Source organism: Methylomonas koyamae (assembly GCF_001644025.1).
Lineage (GTDB): Bacteria > Pseudomonadota > Gammaproteobacteria > Methylococcales > Methylomonadaceae > Methylomonas > Methylomonas koyamae_A.
Genome location: NZ_LUUK01000218.1, coordinates 17,342 through 33,790, shown reverse-complemented (window position 1 = coordinate 33,790; position 16,449 = coordinate 17,342). Strand labels below are relative to the sequence as shown.

At 54.7% G+C, this 16,449-nt stretch carries 18 protein-coding genes; 11 read left to right on the top strand and 7 right to left on the bottom strand.

The window, feature by feature from the left end; translation table 11 throughout:
• The 8 genes from A1355_RS21880 to A1355_RS21845 all read left to right on the top strand — a co-directional run.
• Positions 1–1,290 (top strand): methyl-accepting chemotaxis protein (locus A1355_RS21880; RefSeq protein ID WP_231883759.1); only part of this gene is annotated, 1,290 nt, incomplete at its 5' end.
• A gap of 8 nt (positions 1,291–1,298) precedes the next feature.
• A complete protein-coding gene (locus A1355_RS21875) occupies positions 1,299–1,862 on the top strand; it encodes a chemotaxis protein CheW (RefSeq protein ID WP_064031405.1) in 564 nt (187 codons plus the stop codon).
• Positions 1,863–1,871: 9 nt separating this feature from the next.
• Complete coding sequence (locus A1355_RS21870) at positions 1,872–2,711, top strand: CheR family methyltransferase (RefSeq protein ID WP_064031404.1); 840 nt, start codon at positions 1,872–1,874, stop codon at positions 2,709–2,711.
• 82 nt (positions 2,712–2,793) lie between these two features.
• Positions 2,794–3,879, top strand: a complete 1,086-nt coding sequence (locus A1355_RS21865) for a protein-glutamate methylesterase/protein-glutamine glutaminase (protein ID WP_064031403.1) — start codon at positions 2,794–2,796, stop codon at positions 3,877–3,879.
• Between the two features lie 74 nt (positions 3,880–3,953).
• Positions 3,954–4,394 (top strand): VOC family protein, encoded by a 441-nt coding sequence (locus A1355_RS21860; protein WP_064031402.1) that lies wholly within the window; start codon positions 3,954–3,956, stop codon positions 4,392–4,394.
• Positions 4,388–5,545 (top strand): radical SAM family heme chaperone HemW, encoded by a 1,158-nt coding sequence (gene hemW / locus A1355_RS21855; protein WP_064031407.1) that lies wholly within the window; start codon positions 4,388–4,390, stop codon positions 5,543–5,545. The genes A1355_RS21860 and hemW overlap by 7 nt, the downstream gene beginning before the upstream one ends.
• Before the next feature lie 43 nt (positions 5,546–5,588).
• Entirely contained in the window at positions 5,589–6,227 is a 639-nt protein-coding gene (gene pyrE / locus A1355_RS21850) for an orotate phosphoribosyltransferase (RefSeq protein ID WP_064031401.1), read from the top strand.
• Between the two features lie 95 nt (positions 6,228–6,322).
• Positions 6,323–8,257, top strand: coding sequence for a dynamin family protein (locus A1355_RS21845; RefSeq protein ID WP_064031400.1), 1,935 nt, complete (start codon positions 6,323–6,325; stop codon positions 8,255–8,257).
• Between the two features lie 52 nt (positions 8,258–8,309).
• On the opposite strand, the gene ampD is transcribed toward A1355_RS21845, so the two are convergent.
• Positions 8,310–8,891 (bottom strand): 1,6-anhydro-N-acetylmuramyl-L-alanine amidase AmpD, encoded by a 582-nt coding sequence (gene ampD, locus A1355_RS21840; protein WP_082885702.1) that lies wholly within the window; start codon positions 8,889–8,891, stop codon positions 8,310–8,312.
• Between the two features lie 68 nt (positions 8,892–8,959).
• Between ampD and nadC the strand changes: the two genes are divergently transcribed.
• Complete coding sequence (nadC, locus tag A1355_RS21835; RefSeq protein WP_064031399.1) at positions 8,960–9,793, top strand: carboxylating nicotinate-nucleotide diphosphorylase; 834 nt, start codon at positions 8,960–8,962, stop codon at positions 9,791–9,793.
• 12 nt (positions 9,794–9,805) lie between these two features.
• On the opposite strand, the gene A1355_RS21830 is transcribed toward nadC, so the two are convergent.
• On the bottom strand, positions 9,806–10,318 hold the full coding sequence (locus A1355_RS21830; RefSeq protein WP_064031398.1) for a hypothetical protein: 513 nt from the start codon (positions 10,316–10,318) through the stop codon (positions 9,806–9,808).
• Positions 10,319–10,570: 252 nt separating this feature from the next.
• Here A1355_RS21830 and A1355_RS21825 point away from each other — a divergent pair, with 252 nt between their 5' ends.
• Positions 10,571–11,173 carry a peroxiredoxin gene (locus tag A1355_RS21825; protein WP_064031397.1) on the top strand — a complete coding sequence of 201 codons (603 nt, stop codon included), beginning with the start codon at positions 10,571–10,573 and terminating at the stop codon, positions 11,171–11,173.
• 53 nt (positions 11,174–11,226) lie between these two features.
• Here A1355_RS21825 and A1355_RS21820 read toward each other — a convergent pair whose 3' ends face one another.
• The 3 genes from A1355_RS21820 to A1355_RS21810 are packed head-to-tail and all read right to left on the bottom strand — an operon-like array spanning position 11,227 to position 13,599.
• Positions 11,227–12,756 carry a YifB family Mg chelatase-like AAA ATPase gene (locus A1355_RS21820; protein ID WP_064031396.1) on the bottom strand — a complete coding sequence of 510 codons (1,530 nt, stop codon included), beginning with the start codon at positions 12,754–12,756 and terminating at the stop codon, positions 11,227–11,229.
• 4 nt (positions 12,757–12,760) lie between these two features.
• On the bottom strand, positions 12,761–13,012 hold the full coding sequence (ubiK, locus tag A1355_RS21815) for a ubiquinone biosynthesis accessory factor UbiK (protein ID WP_064031395.1): 252 nt from the start codon (positions 13,010–13,012) through the stop codon (positions 12,761–12,763).
• A 5-nt stretch (positions 13,013–13,017) separates the two neighbouring features.
• Positions 13,018–13,599 carry a MarR family winged helix-turn-helix transcriptional regulator gene (locus A1355_RS21810; RefSeq protein WP_064031394.1) on the bottom strand — a complete coding sequence of 194 codons (582 nt, stop codon included), beginning with the start codon at positions 13,597–13,599 and terminating at the stop codon, positions 13,018–13,020.
• Positions 13,600–13,746: 147 nt separating this feature from the next.
• Here A1355_RS21810 and A1355_RS21805 point away from each other — a divergent pair, with 147 nt between their 5' ends.
• On the top strand, positions 13,747–14,976 hold the full coding sequence (locus A1355_RS21805; RefSeq protein ID WP_064031393.1) for an NADP-dependent isocitrate dehydrogenase: 1,230 nt from the start codon (positions 13,747–13,749) through the stop codon (positions 14,974–14,976).
• Positions 14,977–15,130: 154 nt separating this feature from the next.
• Here A1355_RS21805 and A1355_RS21800 read toward each other — a convergent pair whose 3' ends face one another.
• Both A1355_RS21800 and A1355_RS21795 read right to left on the bottom strand, forming a co-directional pair.
• On the bottom strand, positions 15,131–15,559 hold the full coding sequence (locus tag A1355_RS21800; protein WP_064031392.1) for a winged helix-turn-helix domain-containing protein: 429 nt from the start codon (positions 15,557–15,559) through the stop codon (positions 15,131–15,133).
• A gap of 20 nt (positions 15,560–15,579) precedes the next feature.
• The gene (locus A1355_RS21795) at positions 15,580–16,431 is read right to left on the bottom strand and encodes a YicC/YloC family endoribonuclease (protein WP_231883758.1); all 852 of its coding nucleotides are present in this window, start codon (positions 16,429–16,431) and stop codon (positions 15,580–15,582) included.
• Positions 16,432–16,449 lie beyond the last annotated feature (18 nt).

Sequence of the window (16,449 nt, the reverse complement as noted above, 5' to 3'; positions counted from 1 at the left end):
AACGAAACTCTGGACGCGGTGATTGGGCCGTTGAACGTGGCGGCGGATTATGTGGACAACATATCCCGAGGCAACATTCCGGCTAAGATTACCGACAGTTACAACGGCGATTTCAATACGATTAAAAACAACCTGAATACCTGCATTGAAGCGGTTAACGCTTTGGTGTCCGATGCCAACATGTTGGCGAAGGCGGCTATGGAGGGGCAGTTGTCGACTCGGGCGGATGCGGGCAAACATCAGGGAGACTTCCGCAAAATCGTTGAAGGCGTAAACGAGACATTGGATCGAGTAATTTTGCCGGTCAACGAAGCGGTCGAAGTGCTGTCACTGGTTGAACAAGGCGATCTGACCCGTACCGTCAACGGTGACTACAAGGGGCAATTGGCCGACTTCAAGGATACTGTGAATAACACGATTGCCAAGTTGTCGCAAACAATCAGCGAAGTTGTCGATGCGACGAACCAGCTAAGCAATGCTTCCGAGCAAATTAGCTCGACATCGCAAGCGCTATCGCAATCCGCTAGCGAGCAGGCGGCTAGCGTCGAGGAAACCAGTGCCAGCATCGAGGAAATGGCGGCCAGTATCAATCAGAATGCTGAAAACGCCAAAGTCACCGACGGTATGGCCGGTAAGGCTTCGAAAGAAGCCATGGAGGGCGGTGAGGCGGTCAAGCATACTGTCGAAGCGATGAAAGAGATCGCCAATAAAATCGGCATCATTGACGATATTGCCTATCAGACTAATATGTTAGCGTTGAATGCCGCGATCGAAGCGGCCAGGGCCGGCGATCACGGCAAAGGCTTTGCGGTGGTGGCGGCCGAAGTGCGGAAGTTGGCGGAACGTAGCCAAGTCGCGGCACAGGAAATTGGCGAATTGGCTGAGAACAGCGTGAAAACCGCGGAAAGCGCGGGCAAGTTGTTGGACGAAATCGTGCCCAGCATCGCTAAGACTTCGGACCTGGTCCAAGAGATCGCGGCTGCCTCGCACGAGCAGTCCGCAGGTGTCGGCCAAATCAACAACGCCGTGAACCAAATGAACCAGATTACCCAACAGAACGCGGCGGCTAGCGAACAATTGGCGGCTACGTCCGAGGAAATGACTGGGCAGGCGGAGCAACTGCAGAGTTTGATGAGTTTCTTCAAAATTGGTCACCGAGAACAGGGTGGCAGTAGGCGCACCGTGATCAAGACGCCGCGTAAGGCTACGCCTACTCACAGCATGGTAACTTCGGAGCCCGTGGGAAATTACGAGCCTGAATTCGATTTGAACCAATTCGAGCGCTTCTAGGAGGGCATATGGGCACATTGGCAACAAGATCTTCGCAGTCTATGGACTTGGTCGTCGGGCAACAACTTGCGGCGGCCGGCCAATACCTGACCTTTGTATTAGGGGGTGAGGTTTACGCCTTGGGGATACTAAACATCAAGGAAATTATCGATTACGGAAACCTAACGGAAGTACCGATGATGCCCGTATTTGTTCGTGGCGTGATTAACTTGCGCGGCAGCGTGGTGCCCGTGATCGATTTGCTGGCGCGTTTCGGCAAAGGGGTTACCATGATCGCCAAGCGGACGGGGATTGTCATCGTGGAAACCTCGGTCGGAGATAACGACGATAATCGCCAATATTTGGGCATTATCGTCGATGCCGTCAACGAGGTCGTCGAGATTGCCGGGCATGAAATCGAGCCGCCGCCTAGCTTTGGCGCCGGTATTCGGCCGGATTTTATCAACGGGATGGCTAAGCGGGATAATCGTTTCGTCATTTTATTGAACGTCGACAAAGTGCTTTCGGTGGATGAAATGGCGGCGCTGGGACAAGCGGCCGATCATATCCCCGGAAATGCGTTTGCTGAATAATTCACGGTAATGAACAAACCGGCAAATCACTACGGCAATGCTCCGGTATTGCAACACCACGAGTTCCTGTGGATTAAGGACTATTTGTATAAGAATGCCGGAATTGTCCTAAATGAATCCAAGCAAGTCATGGTGATGGGGCGATTGGAAAAGCGCCTGCGTTATTACGATTTGTCGAGCTATACCGAGTATTTCAAGCTTTTTACCAAGCCGGGCTTCGAAAACGAACGAGTGATCGCCATCGATTTGTTGACGACCAACGAAACTTATTTTTTTCGCGAGCCCGCCCATTTCGATTTCTTCACCGGCAGCATTTTGCCGCAATACTCGTCATATCGAAGCTTTCGGGTTTGGAGCGCGGCGAGTTCCAGCGGTGAAGAAGCCTATACTTTAGCAATGTTGTTAGCGGAATACGGTCGCGGCATGCAGTGGGAAATTCTAGGGACCGATATTTCCACTCGCATCTTGGATAAAGCCAAGCGAGGCCTTTATCCTAGTCAGGCTTCCGAGAAAATCCCGCCTGACTTGTTGAAAAAATATTGCCTGAAAGGCACGGGTGAGTACGACGGTTTTCTATTGATCGACCCGGCTCTACGGAGGAATGTCAAATTCGATTACGCCAATTTGATCGGCAACCTGCCGGATTTGGGTAGGTTCGAGGTGATATTTTTGCGGAACGTGATGATTTATTTCGATATTGAAACCAAACAACGTCTATTGGAGCGGATACTGAAATCGCTACAGCCGGGCGGCTATTTTTTCGTCAGTCATTCCGAGTCCCTAAACGGCTTGAATACCGAATTGCAACTGATTCGGCCATCTATTTACCGTAAACCCGAGAAATTCTAGGTCCCGGTTGTCACGGTCAAGGTTTCGAATGCGGCGTCGTTTGAGGCGGGGCCGCTGAGGTTAACACAAACAGGCGCGACAAATGACATCACCCAAAATCCGAGTGTTGATCGTCGATGATTCGGCGGTTGTCAGGCAAGTGCTGACCGCTTTTTTAGGGCATTGCCAAGAGATCGACGTGATTGGGGCGGCTTCCGACCCGATATTCGCTATGGCGAAAATGAATCAGGATTGGCCGGACGTGATAGTCCTGGACGTCGAGATGCCGAGAATGGACGGCATCACGTTTCTAAAGAAAATTATGTCGGTACGTCCCACGCCGGTTGTGATCTGCTCAACCTTGACCGAAAAAGGCGCGGAAACCACGATGCAGGCATTAGCGGCCGGCGCCGTGGGTATCGTCACCAAACCGAAAGCGGGACTAAAGAGTTTTCTCGAAGACGATAGCGGCGATATCGTTCACGCGATCAAAGCGGCGGCGTTGACCGATATGCGGCGGATGAAAGCCATGACGATGGCATCGCATGCCGCCGCGGTTAAAAGTCATCATCAATCCAGTCAGCCGACATCGGCGCCTTCCGCGCTGGCGGCGACCACCGACAGGCTAGTCGCTATAGGCACATCGACCGGCGGTACTCAGGCCTTGGAGGTGGTATTGACACATTTGCCGAGGGTTAGCCCCGGCATTGTGATTGTGCAGCACATGCCTGAGAAATTCACCGGCGCCTTCGCGGCCAGACTCAACGGCATTTGCCAAATCGAAGTCAAGGAGGCCGTCAGTGGTGATCGGGTGATTCCGGGCCGGGCGTTGATTGCGCCGGGCGGTAAGCATATGACAGTAATCCGTAGCGGCGCCCAGTACATTGCCGAGGTCCAGGACGGTCCGTTGGTGAACCGGCACCGCCCATCGGTCGACGTGTTGTTCCGGTCCGTGGCGAAATACGCCGGGAAAAACGCGTTAGGTATCATCATGACCGGGATGGGCGACGATGGTGCTCGCGGTTTGCGCGATATGTTGGCGGCTGGTGCCCGCACCGCCGGCCAGGACGAAAAGACTTGCGTTGTCTACGGCATGCCCAAGGAAGCGGTCAAACTCGGTGCGGTTCAGCAAGAGTTGCCGCTGGAGTCCATCGCCGGGTTGATTGAGCAATACGGAAAAGCCAATTAGCGATACCTCGTAAAATCTTCGTCGTAGACCGCTGGGTGTCGGCGATAATGGCGGTTTTGCGATGGAGATTAGCTATGCGCTATTTGCACACGATGGTCCGCGTAAACAACCTGGAAGAGTCGTTGGACTTTTACTGCGCCAAGCTTGGCTTGAGCGAAGTTAGGCGAATGGACAGCGAAGCCGGGCGGTTTACATTGGTGTATCTGGCTGCCCCGGCCGATCTGGCTAGTGCTAGCGCTCAAGACGCTCCCTTGTTGGAGCTGACGTACAATTGGGATGTCGAGGAGTATGCTGGAGGCCGTAATTTCGGCCATTTGGCCTTCGAGGTTGACGACATATACGAGGTCTGTCGGCGCTTGTTGGACCAAGGCGTGACGATCAACCGGCCGCCACGCGACGGTTGGATGGCGTTTATTCGCTCGCCCGATCAAATATCGATAGAATTGTTGCAAAAGGGCGGTGCCCTACCGCCGCAAGAGCCTTGGGTTTCGATGGCGAATGCCGGCGTCTGGTGAGGTCGAACCGTTTGCCGCCGCTTAGTCTGTATATTCACTTCCCCTGGTGTATCCGCAAATGCCCTTATTGCGACTTTAACTCGCATGCGGTGAAGGAATCGATTCCTGAAGCAGAGTATATCGAGGCGTTGTTGCGCGATTTGGCAAGGGATTTGGAATACTTTGGCCTGGATCGGGCGGTTGTCAGTATTTTTATGGGCGGAGGCACTCCCAGCTTGTTTTCGCCCCCGATGCTGGATCGTTTGCTGGCGGGGATTCGCGGCCTAGTGTCGCTGGCCGTCGACTGCGAGATCACGCTGGAGGCTAACCCCGGTACCTTCGAAAGTGGCAAATTCCGCGAATTTCGAGCGCTGGGGATCAATCGCCTGTCGATAGGCATTCAAAGCTTTCAAGATCGGCATTTGCAAACCCTCGGCCGGGTTCACTCGGCGGCGGAAGCGATCACGGCGGCGGAAATCGCGGTGGCGGCCGGTTTCGAAAATTTCAATTTAGACTTGATGTTTGGCTTGCCGGGACAGAGCGAGGCCGAAGCCTTCGACGATGTAAGGTTGGCAACCGGTTTACGGCCCGCGCATATCTCGTTTTATCAGCTCACTTTAGAACCGAATACTTATTTCCATAAGTTTCCGCCCCGCTTGCCGGACGACGAGGTCATCTTTGCCGCGCAGAAGCGTAGTCAGGCTTGGCTGGCCGAACACGGTTACAGCCAATACGAGGTGTCCGCCTACGCCTCCACCTCCACCGCCAATCAGTGTCGGCATAACCGCAACTATTGGCAGTTTGGAGACTATTTAGGAATAGGCGCCGGGGCTCACGGTAAGATCAGTCAGGCCTTACCGAGCAACATTGTCCGCACCGCGAAACCGCGAAATCCCGAGCAATACTTGCGCGAGCCTTGGACCGTCAGCCGATCTCGGATCGAGTTGAACCAACTACCGCTGGAGTTCGCGATGAATCGTTTGCGCTTGCGCGACGGCTTCCGTTTGAGCGAATTCGAGGTGGCTACCGGCTTGTCCGGCGAAGCGCTAGCCGCTCCGTTGCGGAATGGGCTGGTGGAAGGCTTGCTGGAGCTAGCGGACGGCTTTTACCGTTGTTCGGCGCGCGGTTGGGATTTTCTGGACGTGTTGTTAGAAAAGTTCGTGCCTGAATAGGGCGCGGGTATAATTCCAAGTTTTATGTCGCTAGTATAGGCCCATGCAAGACTATCAATACCAGTTTATCCGTTACGCCTTGGATTGCGGCGTTCTTAAATTCGGCGATTTTCAACTCAAATCCGGCCGGCGCAGCCCTTACTTTTTCAATACCGGATTATTCAATACCGGAGCGATGCTCGATCGGTTGGGCCAGTTTTACGCTCAGGCCATCATAGACGCGGGTGTTTCGGTCGATGTGCTTTACGGGCCGGCTTACAAGGGAATTCCGTTGGTGAGTGCGACGGCAATCGCCTACGCCAGAATGCAGAGCGACATCCCGTTTACGTTCAACCGCAAGGAGGCCAAGGATCACGGCGAAGGTGGGGTACTCGTAGGGGCGCCGCTGCAGGGGCGGGTCTGGATTCTGGACGATGTCATCACGGCAGGCACCTCGGTTAGGGAGTCGGTCGACATCATCCGCGCGGCGGGCGCTGAACCCGAGGGCGTGGTCATCGCGTTGGATCGTCAGGAAAAGGGCCAGAATCAGCGGTCCGCGGTGCAAGAGGTGGAATCCCAGTTCGGTATTCAGGTGTTGCCCATTATTACATTGGCGGACATTGTCGTATTTATCGAGCGGGAAGCTGACTATGCCGATAAGTTGTCGGTGATCCGAGAATACCGAGAGCAATACGGGCTTTAGGCCGAAGTGCGGCCGGGCTCTCTCACGGAGAATGGTCTACACTTAGCCCTTACTATCAGCCCTCAAATCGAGTACCGTCAGCACAAAGGCAAGCCATGAGAAATCTGGAATTTAGGGAACAGTTGCATGAGTACGCGCATTGGCGCGAACAACTGATTCAGGCTATCGACATGTACCGGGACTGGCGTACGCGTTATCGCTTCAGCGATCCGCAAAGTACCGACACCTTGTTAAATATTCTGCAGGGCTTGCAAAACGATCGGGTGACATTGGCCTTCGTCGCGGAATTCTCGCGCGGTAAAACCGAGTTGATTAACGCGTTGTTTTTTGCCGAGACCGGCGTGCGTTTGTTGCCGTCCTCGCCGGGACGGACCACGATGTCGCCGACTGAGTTGTTTTGGGACGAGAAGGGCGGCAGCTATATCCGTTTGTTGAATATCGAAAGTCGTTTGGAAGACATCTCGCTGATGGATTACAAGCGTAATCCGGACCGTTGGACTCAGATCGACTTGAATTGCGATTCGCCCACCCAGATGCAGGAGGCGTTCAAAGAGTTGATCGCTACCAAGCGGATTTCGCGGGAAATGGCCGACAAGCTGGGCTTATGGAACGAACGCGAAGCGGCGGAACAAGGCATCATTAATCCGGAAAGCGTCGAGGTGCCTTGCTGGCGCCACGCGCTGATCAGTTTTCCGCATCCTTTGTTGAAAGAAGGCTTGTGTATCCTCGATACGCCGGGCCTGAACGCGTTGGGTACCGAGCCGGAACTAACCTTGAGCATGTTGCCCAGCGCTCAGGCCATCGTGTTCGTGTTGGCGGCCGACACCGGCGTCACCAAGAGCGATCTGGAAATGTGGAAGAGCCATGTCTGCAGTTCCCGTGCGGGTTCGCGCCGGCAGGGCCTGGCGGTCGTCATGAACAAAATCGACTCGATGTGGGACGATTTGATCGGCGAAGTCGGCTACGACGCGGCGATACGCAAGCAGATCGAAACCTCCGCGTCCATTCTGAATCTGGATCGGAATGTCGTGTTTCCGGTATCCGCCAAGCAGGCTTTGCTGGCCAAGGTCAAGGGCGACGAAGCACTGCTGCGCAAGAGTCGTTTGGATTTGCTGGAAAATTATTTGTCCGACGATATTCTGGATCAGCGCCGGGATATTTTGAAAGGCGTGGTCGAGAAGGAAATCGGATTTTTGGTTAGCGAATCGGCCAAGCTGATGGAAGCCAAAATCAGTAATGCCAGTAAGCAACTGGACGAGTTCAAGCAAATGGATTTCGAAAACCAGGAGATGACCGGCAAGCTAATGGCGGAAACTCGCGACCGGCAAAACGCCTACATGGCGAATGTCGAGAATTTCCAGGCCAGTCGCAAGGTGTTTGCGGTGCAGGCCAAGATGCTGATCGATTCGTTTTCCAGGGAAAGAATCGACGACATCATCAAGCGTACGCGTCACGATATGAGTAAAAGTCTGACGACCTACGGTATGAAGCAAAATATGCGCAAACTGTTCGACGAGTTGCGTGATTTGTTACAGGACTCGGTGGACATGACCGAGGAAACTCGGCGCTTGATTAAAGCCATACATAAGAAATTCCAGGACGAATACGGCTTCAAGGAAATCGAGCCGCAATTGTTCTCGATCAAGCAATATCAATTCGAGCTGGAGCAGATTTTCGAGGAAGGCGAAGCGTTCCGTACTAGCGCCCGAACCACGATGACCGAGCAAAGCATCGTGGTGAATAAGCTGTACAGTACCTTGATCGCCAAGGCGAGAAACATTTTGCAGCAAGCCCAAAAAGACGCGGTGACTTGGAGCAACAGCGTGTTGACGCCATTGATGCACCAAATCAAGGATCATAAAAAGCAGATAGAAAGTCGTTTGGTCATGCTGCGCAAGATCAACGAATCCAAAGGCAGCGTCGCCGAAAGCATCGCTCAGTTGGAGTCGGAGCTTGCTCCGCTGGAGCAACAGCAGAGGGAGTTGCTGACCATTATCAAGGCCATGCATTTGGACGTAAAGCCGGGTTGATGGGCTGCGCGATCTTGCAATCCCACCGGTGAATCGATCCGCAAATCCTTCGCTAATCCCCCGCTAACAACTGCCGCAAGCGTCGCCAATCGAAAAATGGCCCAGGGTCGGATTTGCGGTCCGGGGCAATGTCGCTATGGCCGGCGATACGTTCGTGGGATAAGCCGGGGTAGTTGGCTAACAGCGCTTTAATCGTCGTCGCTAAGCTCAAGTATTGTTCGTCGGTGTACGGGCAATCCACCGCGCCTTCCAATTCGATGCCTATCGAAAAGTCGTTACAGCGTTCGCGGTCTTGGTAGCGTGAAATCCCCGCGTGCCAAGCGCGGCGGTCAAACGCAACGTACTGAGACAGGTCGCCCTCCCGATTTATCAATAAATGCGTGGAAACCCGTAGCGTTTGAATTTCGGCGAAAAATGGGTGGTCGTCGGGATTCAATTGGTTGCAAAACAGCCGATCGATGTGCGGTCCGCCGAATTCGCCGGGCGGTAGACTGATGCAATGGATTACGACCAGTGAAATGTCGGTCGGGTTCGGGCGAGCGTCGTGATTCGGCGATGGAACTTGCCTGGCGCAAAGCAGCAAGTGATGGTTGATCGGTAGCGAGCTTTCATCGGCTGGCGGTTGAGTTATCATCGGGTAGTCCGGTCTCGACACATTGGCCGGGTATAATAACGGCTTTGTCTAAACGATTGGCGATTCTAATGACTACTGGGCCTTCCGACTCCGAAATTGCTACTTACCTCGCCGAAGATGTCGGTACGGGGGATTTGACCGCTGCGCTGATCCCGTCGGAAACTCAGGCGGTTGCCAGCGTTGTCGCGCGCGACGCCATGGTGCTGTGCGGTAGGGCTTGGTTCGATGCGGTGTTTCGCCAGTTGCGGCCGGATGTGATTGTGGATTGGCAATTCGGCGACAGCGACCGGGTGCCGGCCGGCGGCGAGCTGTGCCAGGTCCGTGGTCAGGCCAGAGCGTTGTTGACCGGCGAACGGACCGCGTTAAATTTGCTGCAGACGTTGTCGGCTACCGCGACGCTGGCGCGTCAATATGCCGACGCGGTGGAAGGTACTGGTTGCCGGGTGCTGGATACCCGCAAGACTTTACCCGGACTACGAGTGGCGCAGAAATACGCCGTGGCTTGCGGAGGTTGCGTTAACCATCGAATCGGATTATTCGATGCTGTCTTGATTAAAGAGAATCATATTTTGGCGGCCGGATCGATTCCGGCGGCTATAGCGGCTGCTAGGGTTTATGCCGGTGTGCCGGTCGAGGTGGAGGTCGAAAACCTGGCGGAATTCGAAGTGGCTTGGCAAGCCGGTCCGGATAGAATTATGTTGGATAATTTCTCGCTAGCCGATATGGCGGTTGCGGTCGCGAAGAACAAAGGACAGTTGGAATTGGAAGCGTCAGGTAATATCACGCTGGAAAATATTCGAGAGGTCGCCGAGACCGGCGTGGATTTTATTTCTATTGGTGCCTTGACCAAAAACATTAAGGCCGTCGATTTGTCGATGCGCATTCAGATGCGCATCGACTGAACCTAGGCCGTTTTAGCTGACCGCGTTTAGCATTTCGTTTTCGTACAAACGCAGTTTTTTCCAGTTCGCGAACTTGCTGTCATCGAAATAGGCATCGTGGTCGATGGCGTGTTCGTAACAGCTACGGAATAGTCTGGCGGTTCGAAATGCATGTAACTCGTCGTCGGCGGTTACCGTGTCGACGTTGCCGACTTGGAAGGTTTTGTTGCGGGATTTACTGTCTTTGACCCAGAACACGGTATAGCACAGATAGCTTTTGTCCTTGCGATGGTCGAACTTGATGGTTCGGGATACGCCGGTTACGCCGGTGGTGGTTTTGTTTTTCGGCGGCTTCAAGAATCGGGTCTTGCTGCCTTTTAATACCACTAACATTTGGTCGCGCCAAGTAATCGCGGCTTTCAGCGACTTGGTTTTGCTACCCCAAAGTTTATGCGAAAAATAACGGCTGCTCTCCTTGCCGCGCCGAACGATGCGAACTTGAAAACCGAATGCATCGGGTTCTGTGATGTGTTTTACTTTTGCCATACTTAATACCCCAACCAGAAAATTCACAAAAGGTCTGCAGGTGAATTTTAAAGTCAGACACACGCAGACTGTCTGTTAATTGTGTAAGCTTTTGCCTACAAGTTAGCGCGAATCGCATCATCTTGCAAGTAGAATTTGCCTGGATTATTGGGTGAATACCCAGTATTTTAGTGTAGAATAAGCTTCAGCCTTACCCCAAAGGCGTTTCCCCCCTGTTAACCTTTTGTTTTTAAAAAATTTTGGAGGAACTCAATGAGTGTTTTAGTTGGTAAGCAAGCCCCCGATTTTACGGTTCCTGCGGTTCTGGGCGATGGTCAGATCGTCGACTCCTATAGTTTTTCTGAAGCCACGAGCGGCAAATATGCTGTACTTTTCTTCTATCCGCTGGACTTTACCTTCGTCTGCCCTAGCGAGCTAATCGCTTTGGATCACCGTATCGACGAGTTCAAAAGCCGTGGTGTCGAAGTCGTTGGCGTGTCCATCGATTCGCACTTTACTCACAATGCATGGCGTAACACACCGGTCAACCAAGGCGGTATCGGTCCGGTTCGTTACACCCTGGCCGCCGACCTGACGCACAGTATCTGCAAAGATTACGATGTTGAATCCGCTGGCGGCGTAGCGTTTCGCGGTAGTTTCCTAATCGACAAAGCAGGTGTCGTGCGCCATCAAGTGGTTAACGATTTGCCGCTGGGTCGCAACTTCGACGAAATGCTGCGCATGGTCGATGCGTTGCAATTCCACGAAGAGCATGGCGAAGTTTGCCCCGCCGGTTGGAACAAAGGCGATTCCGGCATGAACGCCAATCCGCAAGGCGTGGCTGAGTACTTGAGCAAAAACGCCGACAAACTGTAAGCTTCGTCGGTCTAGGCTTGTAGGCGCGTTGCTGTCGAGGCAACGCGCCTTTTTTATGTGCCGGAGTTTGGCCCGCCTCGAGTTCTATCCAGCTTTCGATAGCCGATGGCTTCGCTTAGATGCGGAATTTCGATCGTATTGGAACCGGCCAGGTCGGCGATGGTGCGGGCCAGTTTCAGAATGCGATGATACGCACGGTGCGACAGTCCGAACTTTTCCATCGCTTGTTCGAGCAGCCGGTGGCCTGCGTCCGTCAGAGTGCAGTAGCGTTTGACTTCCGCCGCTGATAATGCCGAATTGGCCTTGCCGCAACGGCTATAGGCGATGCTTCGGGCCGCCGCCACGCGCCCGCGAATGATCTCGCTGCGCTCCTCGCCGGCCGATGCGCCCTCGCGCAACACCGAGATCGGTACCCTGGGGACTTCCAAGTGCATGTCGATTCGGTCCAGTAGCGGGCCCGATACTCTGGCCCGGTAGCGCGCGATTTGCTCAGAGGTGCAACGGCAACGCCCCGACGAATCGCCCAAGTAGCCGCAAGGACAAGGGTTCATGGCCGCGATCAACTGAAACCGTGCCGGAAAATCGGCTTGGCGATTCGCGCGGGAAATCGTGATATGACCGGTTTCCAATGGTTCACGTAAGACTTCCAGCACCTTGCGATCAAACTCCGGTAATTCGTCCAGGAACAAGGCGCCGTGATGGGCAAGGGAAATTTCGCCAGGCTTGGGGTTGCTGCCGCCGCCGACTAGCGCCGCGGCGGATGCGGTATGGTGCGGCGCTCGAAACGGCGGTTGCCGCCAGCGGCCGACATCCAGACCCTGGTCGCTGACCGAGGCGATCGCCGCCGTTTCCTGCGCTTGCTGTTCGCTGAGTTCCGGCAAAATTGTCGGCAAGCGTGCCGCCAACATCGACTTGCCGGTGCCGGGCGGGCCTAACATCAATAAATTGTGGGCGCCGGCGGCGGCTATTTCCAGCGCGCGTTTGACGTGGAATTGTCCGTGAACGTCGGCAAAATCGATGTCGAATGCGGCCGTGGGCAGCCCAAATGCGTATGACGCGGAGTCGATGGCTTGCCGGCCGGTCAGATGGGCGCAGATTTCCAGTAAAGTGCGGGCAGGCAGCAATGCCGCGTCTTGGATCAGACTGGCTTCGGCGGCGCAGGACACCGGCAAAATCAGTTGCCTGGCGGCGTTGCGGCAGTGAATCGCGACCGGTAGCGCGCCGGGTATCGGCCGCAACTCGCCGCCCAGTGCCAGTTCGCCGATACATTCGTATTCGTGAAGCGTGGTTTTCGGGATTTGGCCGGACGCCGCCAGAATGCCCAGCGCGATAGCCAGATCGAAACGGCCGCCTTCCTTGGGCAAATCGGCCGGCGCCAGATTGACGGTGATCCGCGCGATCGGAAACTCGAATTGCGAATTGACGATCGCACCCCTCACCCTATCCTTGCTTTCCTTGACGGCGGTTTCCGGCAAGCCGACGATGTTTAGGGCCGGCAAGCCGTTGGCGACATCGACTTCGACGGTGACCAGCGGGGCGTCTATGCCGGTGCGCCCCCGGCTGTACACCACTGCCAGCGACATCGGTTCAGTCTTTGGGTAGCCGCAGCTCCAACTCGGCAACGCGTTTTTCCAAGTCTTCAAGCTTGGCGCGGGTTTTGGCCAGTACGGCTTTTTGAACTTCGAATTCCTCGCGGCTGACCAAATCGAGCTTGGACAGGGCGCTTTGCAACAAGGCATGGATGTTTTTCTCCATGTCGTCCTTCAGATTATGCAGCCCAGGCGGGATAGCGCTAGAGATGCGGTCGGCAAGGTTATCGATGGTCTTGGTATCGAACATGGCGGTTACTCTTCGTGGTGTGGATCGGAAAATGGCTGGTGATCGCGGCAAATCTTTTCGGTATCGCCGCGCGCCAGCGGTTGTTCAGTGAGGCCGCAATGATAATGGTTGGCCTCGACGGCAAAATGTCGACAAGAGCGGCACAGCCCAAAACTTTTGGAATTATTGACTTTTTGCAACACGCTCAACGTGGCTCGCAAGGCCTGACCTATCGTCTCGAATTCGCGTTCGCTGAGTTGGGTTTCGGCGTGCTTAAACACATCCAGCGGTTTCAAGTCTTCCAGCAGAGCGTACCCGGTTTCGGTCAGCGTCAGGTGTACTACCCGGCCGTCGACGGCATCGGTGGTTTTCTCCAAGTAATGCCGCCGCTCCAGAATCTGGATGGTCTGGGATACCGTACCCTTGGTCAAACCCAGATATTCCGCGACAGCCGCGTGGGTGTTGCTGTAATGATTGCATTTGGCCAAATAGTCCAGCACTTGGCCGTGCACCGGCTGCAAGCCGATCGCCGCGTATTTTTTGCGCTCTTCCGAGCGCAATATGGCGCTGATACGCTCTATCAGCTTAAAAGTCTCTAATTCCTGCATTGTTTCGATTCTAACACAGGCACTCGCACGCGGTGTGGCTTGCGCGGATAGCCGGATCAGATTCCCTCGAGTTACCGAATTGTCCGCACCGGTTCTCGAGGCGGCGGGCTATACTGGCGGCTTCTACCCATCCGATCGGAGGCCGCCATGCAGAAAATTACCGTCAATCAGCCGGTCGTCGAAATCGACGGCGACGAAATGACTCGCATCATCTGGCATTTCATTAAGGACCAACTGGTACTGCCTTATCTGGATTTACCGATCGAATACTACGACCTGAGTATCACGCATCGCGATGCCACCGACGACCAAGTGACCATTGACGCCGCTCAGGCGGTCAAAAAATACGGTGTCGGTATCAAATGCGCGACGATCACACCCGACGAGGCCAGAGTCGAGGAATTCGGCTTGAAGAAAATGTACAAATCGCCTAACGGCACCATTCGCAATATTCTGGACGGCACCGTGTTCCGCGAGCCCATTATCTGTAAAAACGTGCCGAGATTGGTGCCGAACTGGACTCAGCCGATTTGCATCGGCCGGCACGCGTTCGGCGATCAATACCGCGCTACCGATTTCGTCACCAAGGGCAAAGGCAAGTTAAGAATCAGCTTTACGCCGGACGACGGCAGTCCGGAGCAGAGCTTCGAGGTCTACCACTTCGACGGCGATGGCGTGGCCTTGGCCATGTACAACACCGACGAATCGATTGCCGGATTCGCTCGCAGCTGTTTTAACGTGGCCTTGGATCGCGGCTGGCCGCTGTACCTGTCCACTAAAAACACGATATTGAAAAAATACGACGGTCGTTTCAAAGACATTTTCGAAGCCATTTATCAGTCTGAATACCGCGATTTGTTTCAGGCTAAGGGCATCGTGTACGAACACAAACTGATCGACGACATGGTCGCCTCGGCGCTGAAATGGAATGGCGCTTTCGTCTGGGCCTGCAAGAACTACGACGGCGACGTCCAGTCCGACACCGTCGCTCAAGGCTTCGGGTCGCTAGGTTTGATGACCTCGACGTTGGTCACGCCGGACGGCAAAATCATGGAGGCCGAGGCCGCCCACGGTACCGTCACCCGCCATTACCGCATGCATCAACAGGGCAAACCGACCTCGACCAACCCGATCGCGTCGATATTCGCCTGGACGCGCGGCCTGGCGTTTCGCGGCAAATTGGATGGTAATACCGAGCTCATTCATTTCTGCGACTTGCTGGAAAAAGTATGCGTCGATACCGTCGAAGCAGGCTATATGACCAAGGATTTGGCTTTGTGCATTCATGGTGAGAACTTGAACGAGGACCAGTATCAAACGACCGAAGCGTTTCTGGAGACCTTGCGGGGTCGGTTGGAGCGGCGTCTGGCCGGGTAAGTCCTCAAACCCATGACGCGCTGATTGGGTTTTTGTTGCGGTGGCCGAGGCGTTTCAGACTGAGGGCTGCGTCGCGCAGGCTAAAAGTTGCCGGAACCGACTCGGTCTTGCCCTCGGGCCGGGAAGATGCCTTAGCGATAATTCAGGTACCGGATTATTCAGTCTCGGCATCCGCCGGTAACGTTTCCGCGTGGCTGACGGAATCGGCGGGGGCCATCAGTCCGTCGAACAGCGGCAAGTAGGCTCTGGCAGCCGATTTAGCCGCTTGATCCATTTTTCGATAATTTGCCAACACTTCCAGGCCGAACGGCGTCAGTTTGGCGCCGCCGCCGTGCCGACCGCCCTTGGCGGCTTGAACCAGCGGTTTGATAAAGCTGCGATTCATCACGTCGACCAGCAGCCAGGCGCGCCGGTAGCTCATGTTCATCGATTTGCCGGCGGCGTTGATCGAACCGGTGGATTGGATGGCTTCAAGCAAATCGGCCTTGCCCGGACCCATCGCGATTTCGCCGCAGTGCATCAGGCGCAAGGTTAGTTTCAGGGTAGGATCGGCGTGGCCGGTTTTGGTGTCGTTAACACTCATGTGAATTCCGAATGGGCGGCTTATTCGACGTTTTGAATTTGTTCGCGCATTTGTTCGATCAGCACTTTCAAGTCTATCGAGATTTGGGTCATTTCCCGGTCGGCGGACTTGGACCCGAGCGTATTGGCCTCGCGGTTCATTTCCTGCATCAGGAAGTCCAGGCGGCGGCCGGCCGGCTCCGGCAATTTGAGGGTGCGTTGGACTTCGGCGACGTGGGTTTCCAAACGGTCCAATTCCTCGGCCACGTCCAATTTTTGCGCCAGCAGGACCAGTTCCTGTTCCAGACGGTCGAAGTTGGGATCCGCGACCATTTCGACGACCCGGCTGGTCAGCTTGCCGCGCAAGTTATGCAGGACATCCGGCATGCGTTTGTGCGCGGCTTCGACCAGCAAGGAGATTTTTTGGCAACGGTCGTCGATCAACTGTGCCAGTTGCGTCCCTTCGCGAGCCCGGGTATCCAGCATTTTTTCCAGTGTAGCGTTGAGCAACCGCAGGATAAGCTCGCGCAACGCTTCCTTGTCGATTTCGGTTTCTTGTTGAACGCCGGGAAAGCTTAAGACTTCCAGTGCCGAGAATGGCTGGGGATTGACCATGGCCGTTTCGATTTCGGCGGTTACGCTTAGCAACTTGCGCACGAATTCGTGGTTGACGTGCAAGCTTTGTTCGCCAATTTGTTTTTTGTAGCCGAGCGAGCATTCGATTTTGCCGCGTTTGAGTTTTTCCGAGATCAGGCGCCGAACCTCGGCTTCGGCGAAGCGCAAGCGTTCCGGCAATTTGACGCTGACGTCGCTATAGCGGTGATTGACCGAACGCAGCTCGCACAATAATGTCAGGTTGTCGGCGCTCAGCTCGCCGTCCGCGAAAGCGGTCATGCTTCTAATCATTTTTCA

What these genes read in the sequence shown, in the direction of transcription:
- A1355_RS21875 (WP_064031405.1), top strand. Translation starts at nt 1,299, where the DNA reads ATGGGCACATTGGCAACAAGATCTTCGCAGTCTATGGACTTGGTCGTC.
- A1355_RS21870 (WP_064031404.1), top strand. Translation starts at nt 1,872, where the DNA reads ATGAACAAACCGGCAAATCACTACGGCAATGCTCCGGTATTGCAACAC.
- A1355_RS21865 (WP_064031403.1), top strand. Translation starts at nt 2,794, where the DNA reads ATGACATCACCCAAAATCCGAGTGTTGATCGTCGATGATTCGGCGGTT.
- A1355_RS21860 (WP_064031402.1), top strand. Translation starts at nt 3,954, where the DNA reads ATGCGCTATTTGCACACGATGGTCCGCGTAAACAACCTGGAAGAGTCG.
- pyrE (WP_064031401.1), top strand. Translation starts at nt 5,589, where the DNA reads ATGCAAGACTATCAATACCAGTTTATCCGTTACGCCTTGGATTGCGGC.
- A1355_RS21845 (WP_064031400.1), top strand. Translation starts at nt 6,323, where the DNA reads ATGAGAAATCTGGAATTTAGGGAACAGTTGCATGAGTACGCGCATTGG.
- ampD (WP_082885702.1), bottom strand. Translation starts at nt 8,891, where the DNA reads ATGATAACTCAACCGCCAGCCGATGAAAGCTCGCTACCGATCAACCAT.
- nadC (WP_064031399.1), top strand. Translation starts at nt 8,960, where the DNA reads ATGACTACTGGGCCTTCCGACTCCGAAATTGCTACTTACCTCGCCGAA.
- A1355_RS21830 (WP_064031398.1), bottom strand. Translation starts at nt 10,318, where the DNA reads ATGGCAAAAGTAAAACACATCACAGAACCCGATGCATTCGGTTTTCAA.
- A1355_RS21825 (WP_064031397.1), top strand. Translation starts at nt 10,571, where the DNA reads ATGAGTGTTTTAGTTGGTAAGCAAGCCCCCGATTTTACGGTTCCTGCG.
- A1355_RS21820 (WP_064031396.1), bottom strand. Translation starts at nt 12,756, where the DNA reads ATGTCGCTGGCAGTGGTGTACAGCCGGGGGCGCACCGGCATAGACGCC.
- ubiK (WP_064031395.1), bottom strand. Translation starts at nt 13,012, where the DNA reads ATGTTCGATACCAAGACCATCGATAACCTTGCCGACCGCATCTCTAGC.
- A1355_RS21810 (WP_064031394.1), bottom strand. Translation starts at nt 13,599, where the DNA reads ATGCAGGAATTAGAGACTTTTAAGCTGATAGAGCGTATCAGCGCCATA.
- A1355_RS21805 (WP_064031393.1), top strand. Translation starts at nt 13,747, where the DNA reads ATGCAGAAAATTACCGTCAATCAGCCGGTCGTCGAAATCGACGGCGAC.
- A1355_RS21800 (WP_064031392.1), bottom strand. Translation starts at nt 15,559, where the DNA reads ATGAGTGTTAACGACACCAAAACCGGCCACGCCGATCCTACCCTGAAA.
- A1355_RS21795 (WP_231883758.1), bottom strand. Translation starts at nt 16,431, where the DNA reads ATGACCGCTTTCGCGGACGGCGAGCTGAGCGCCGACAACCTGACATTA.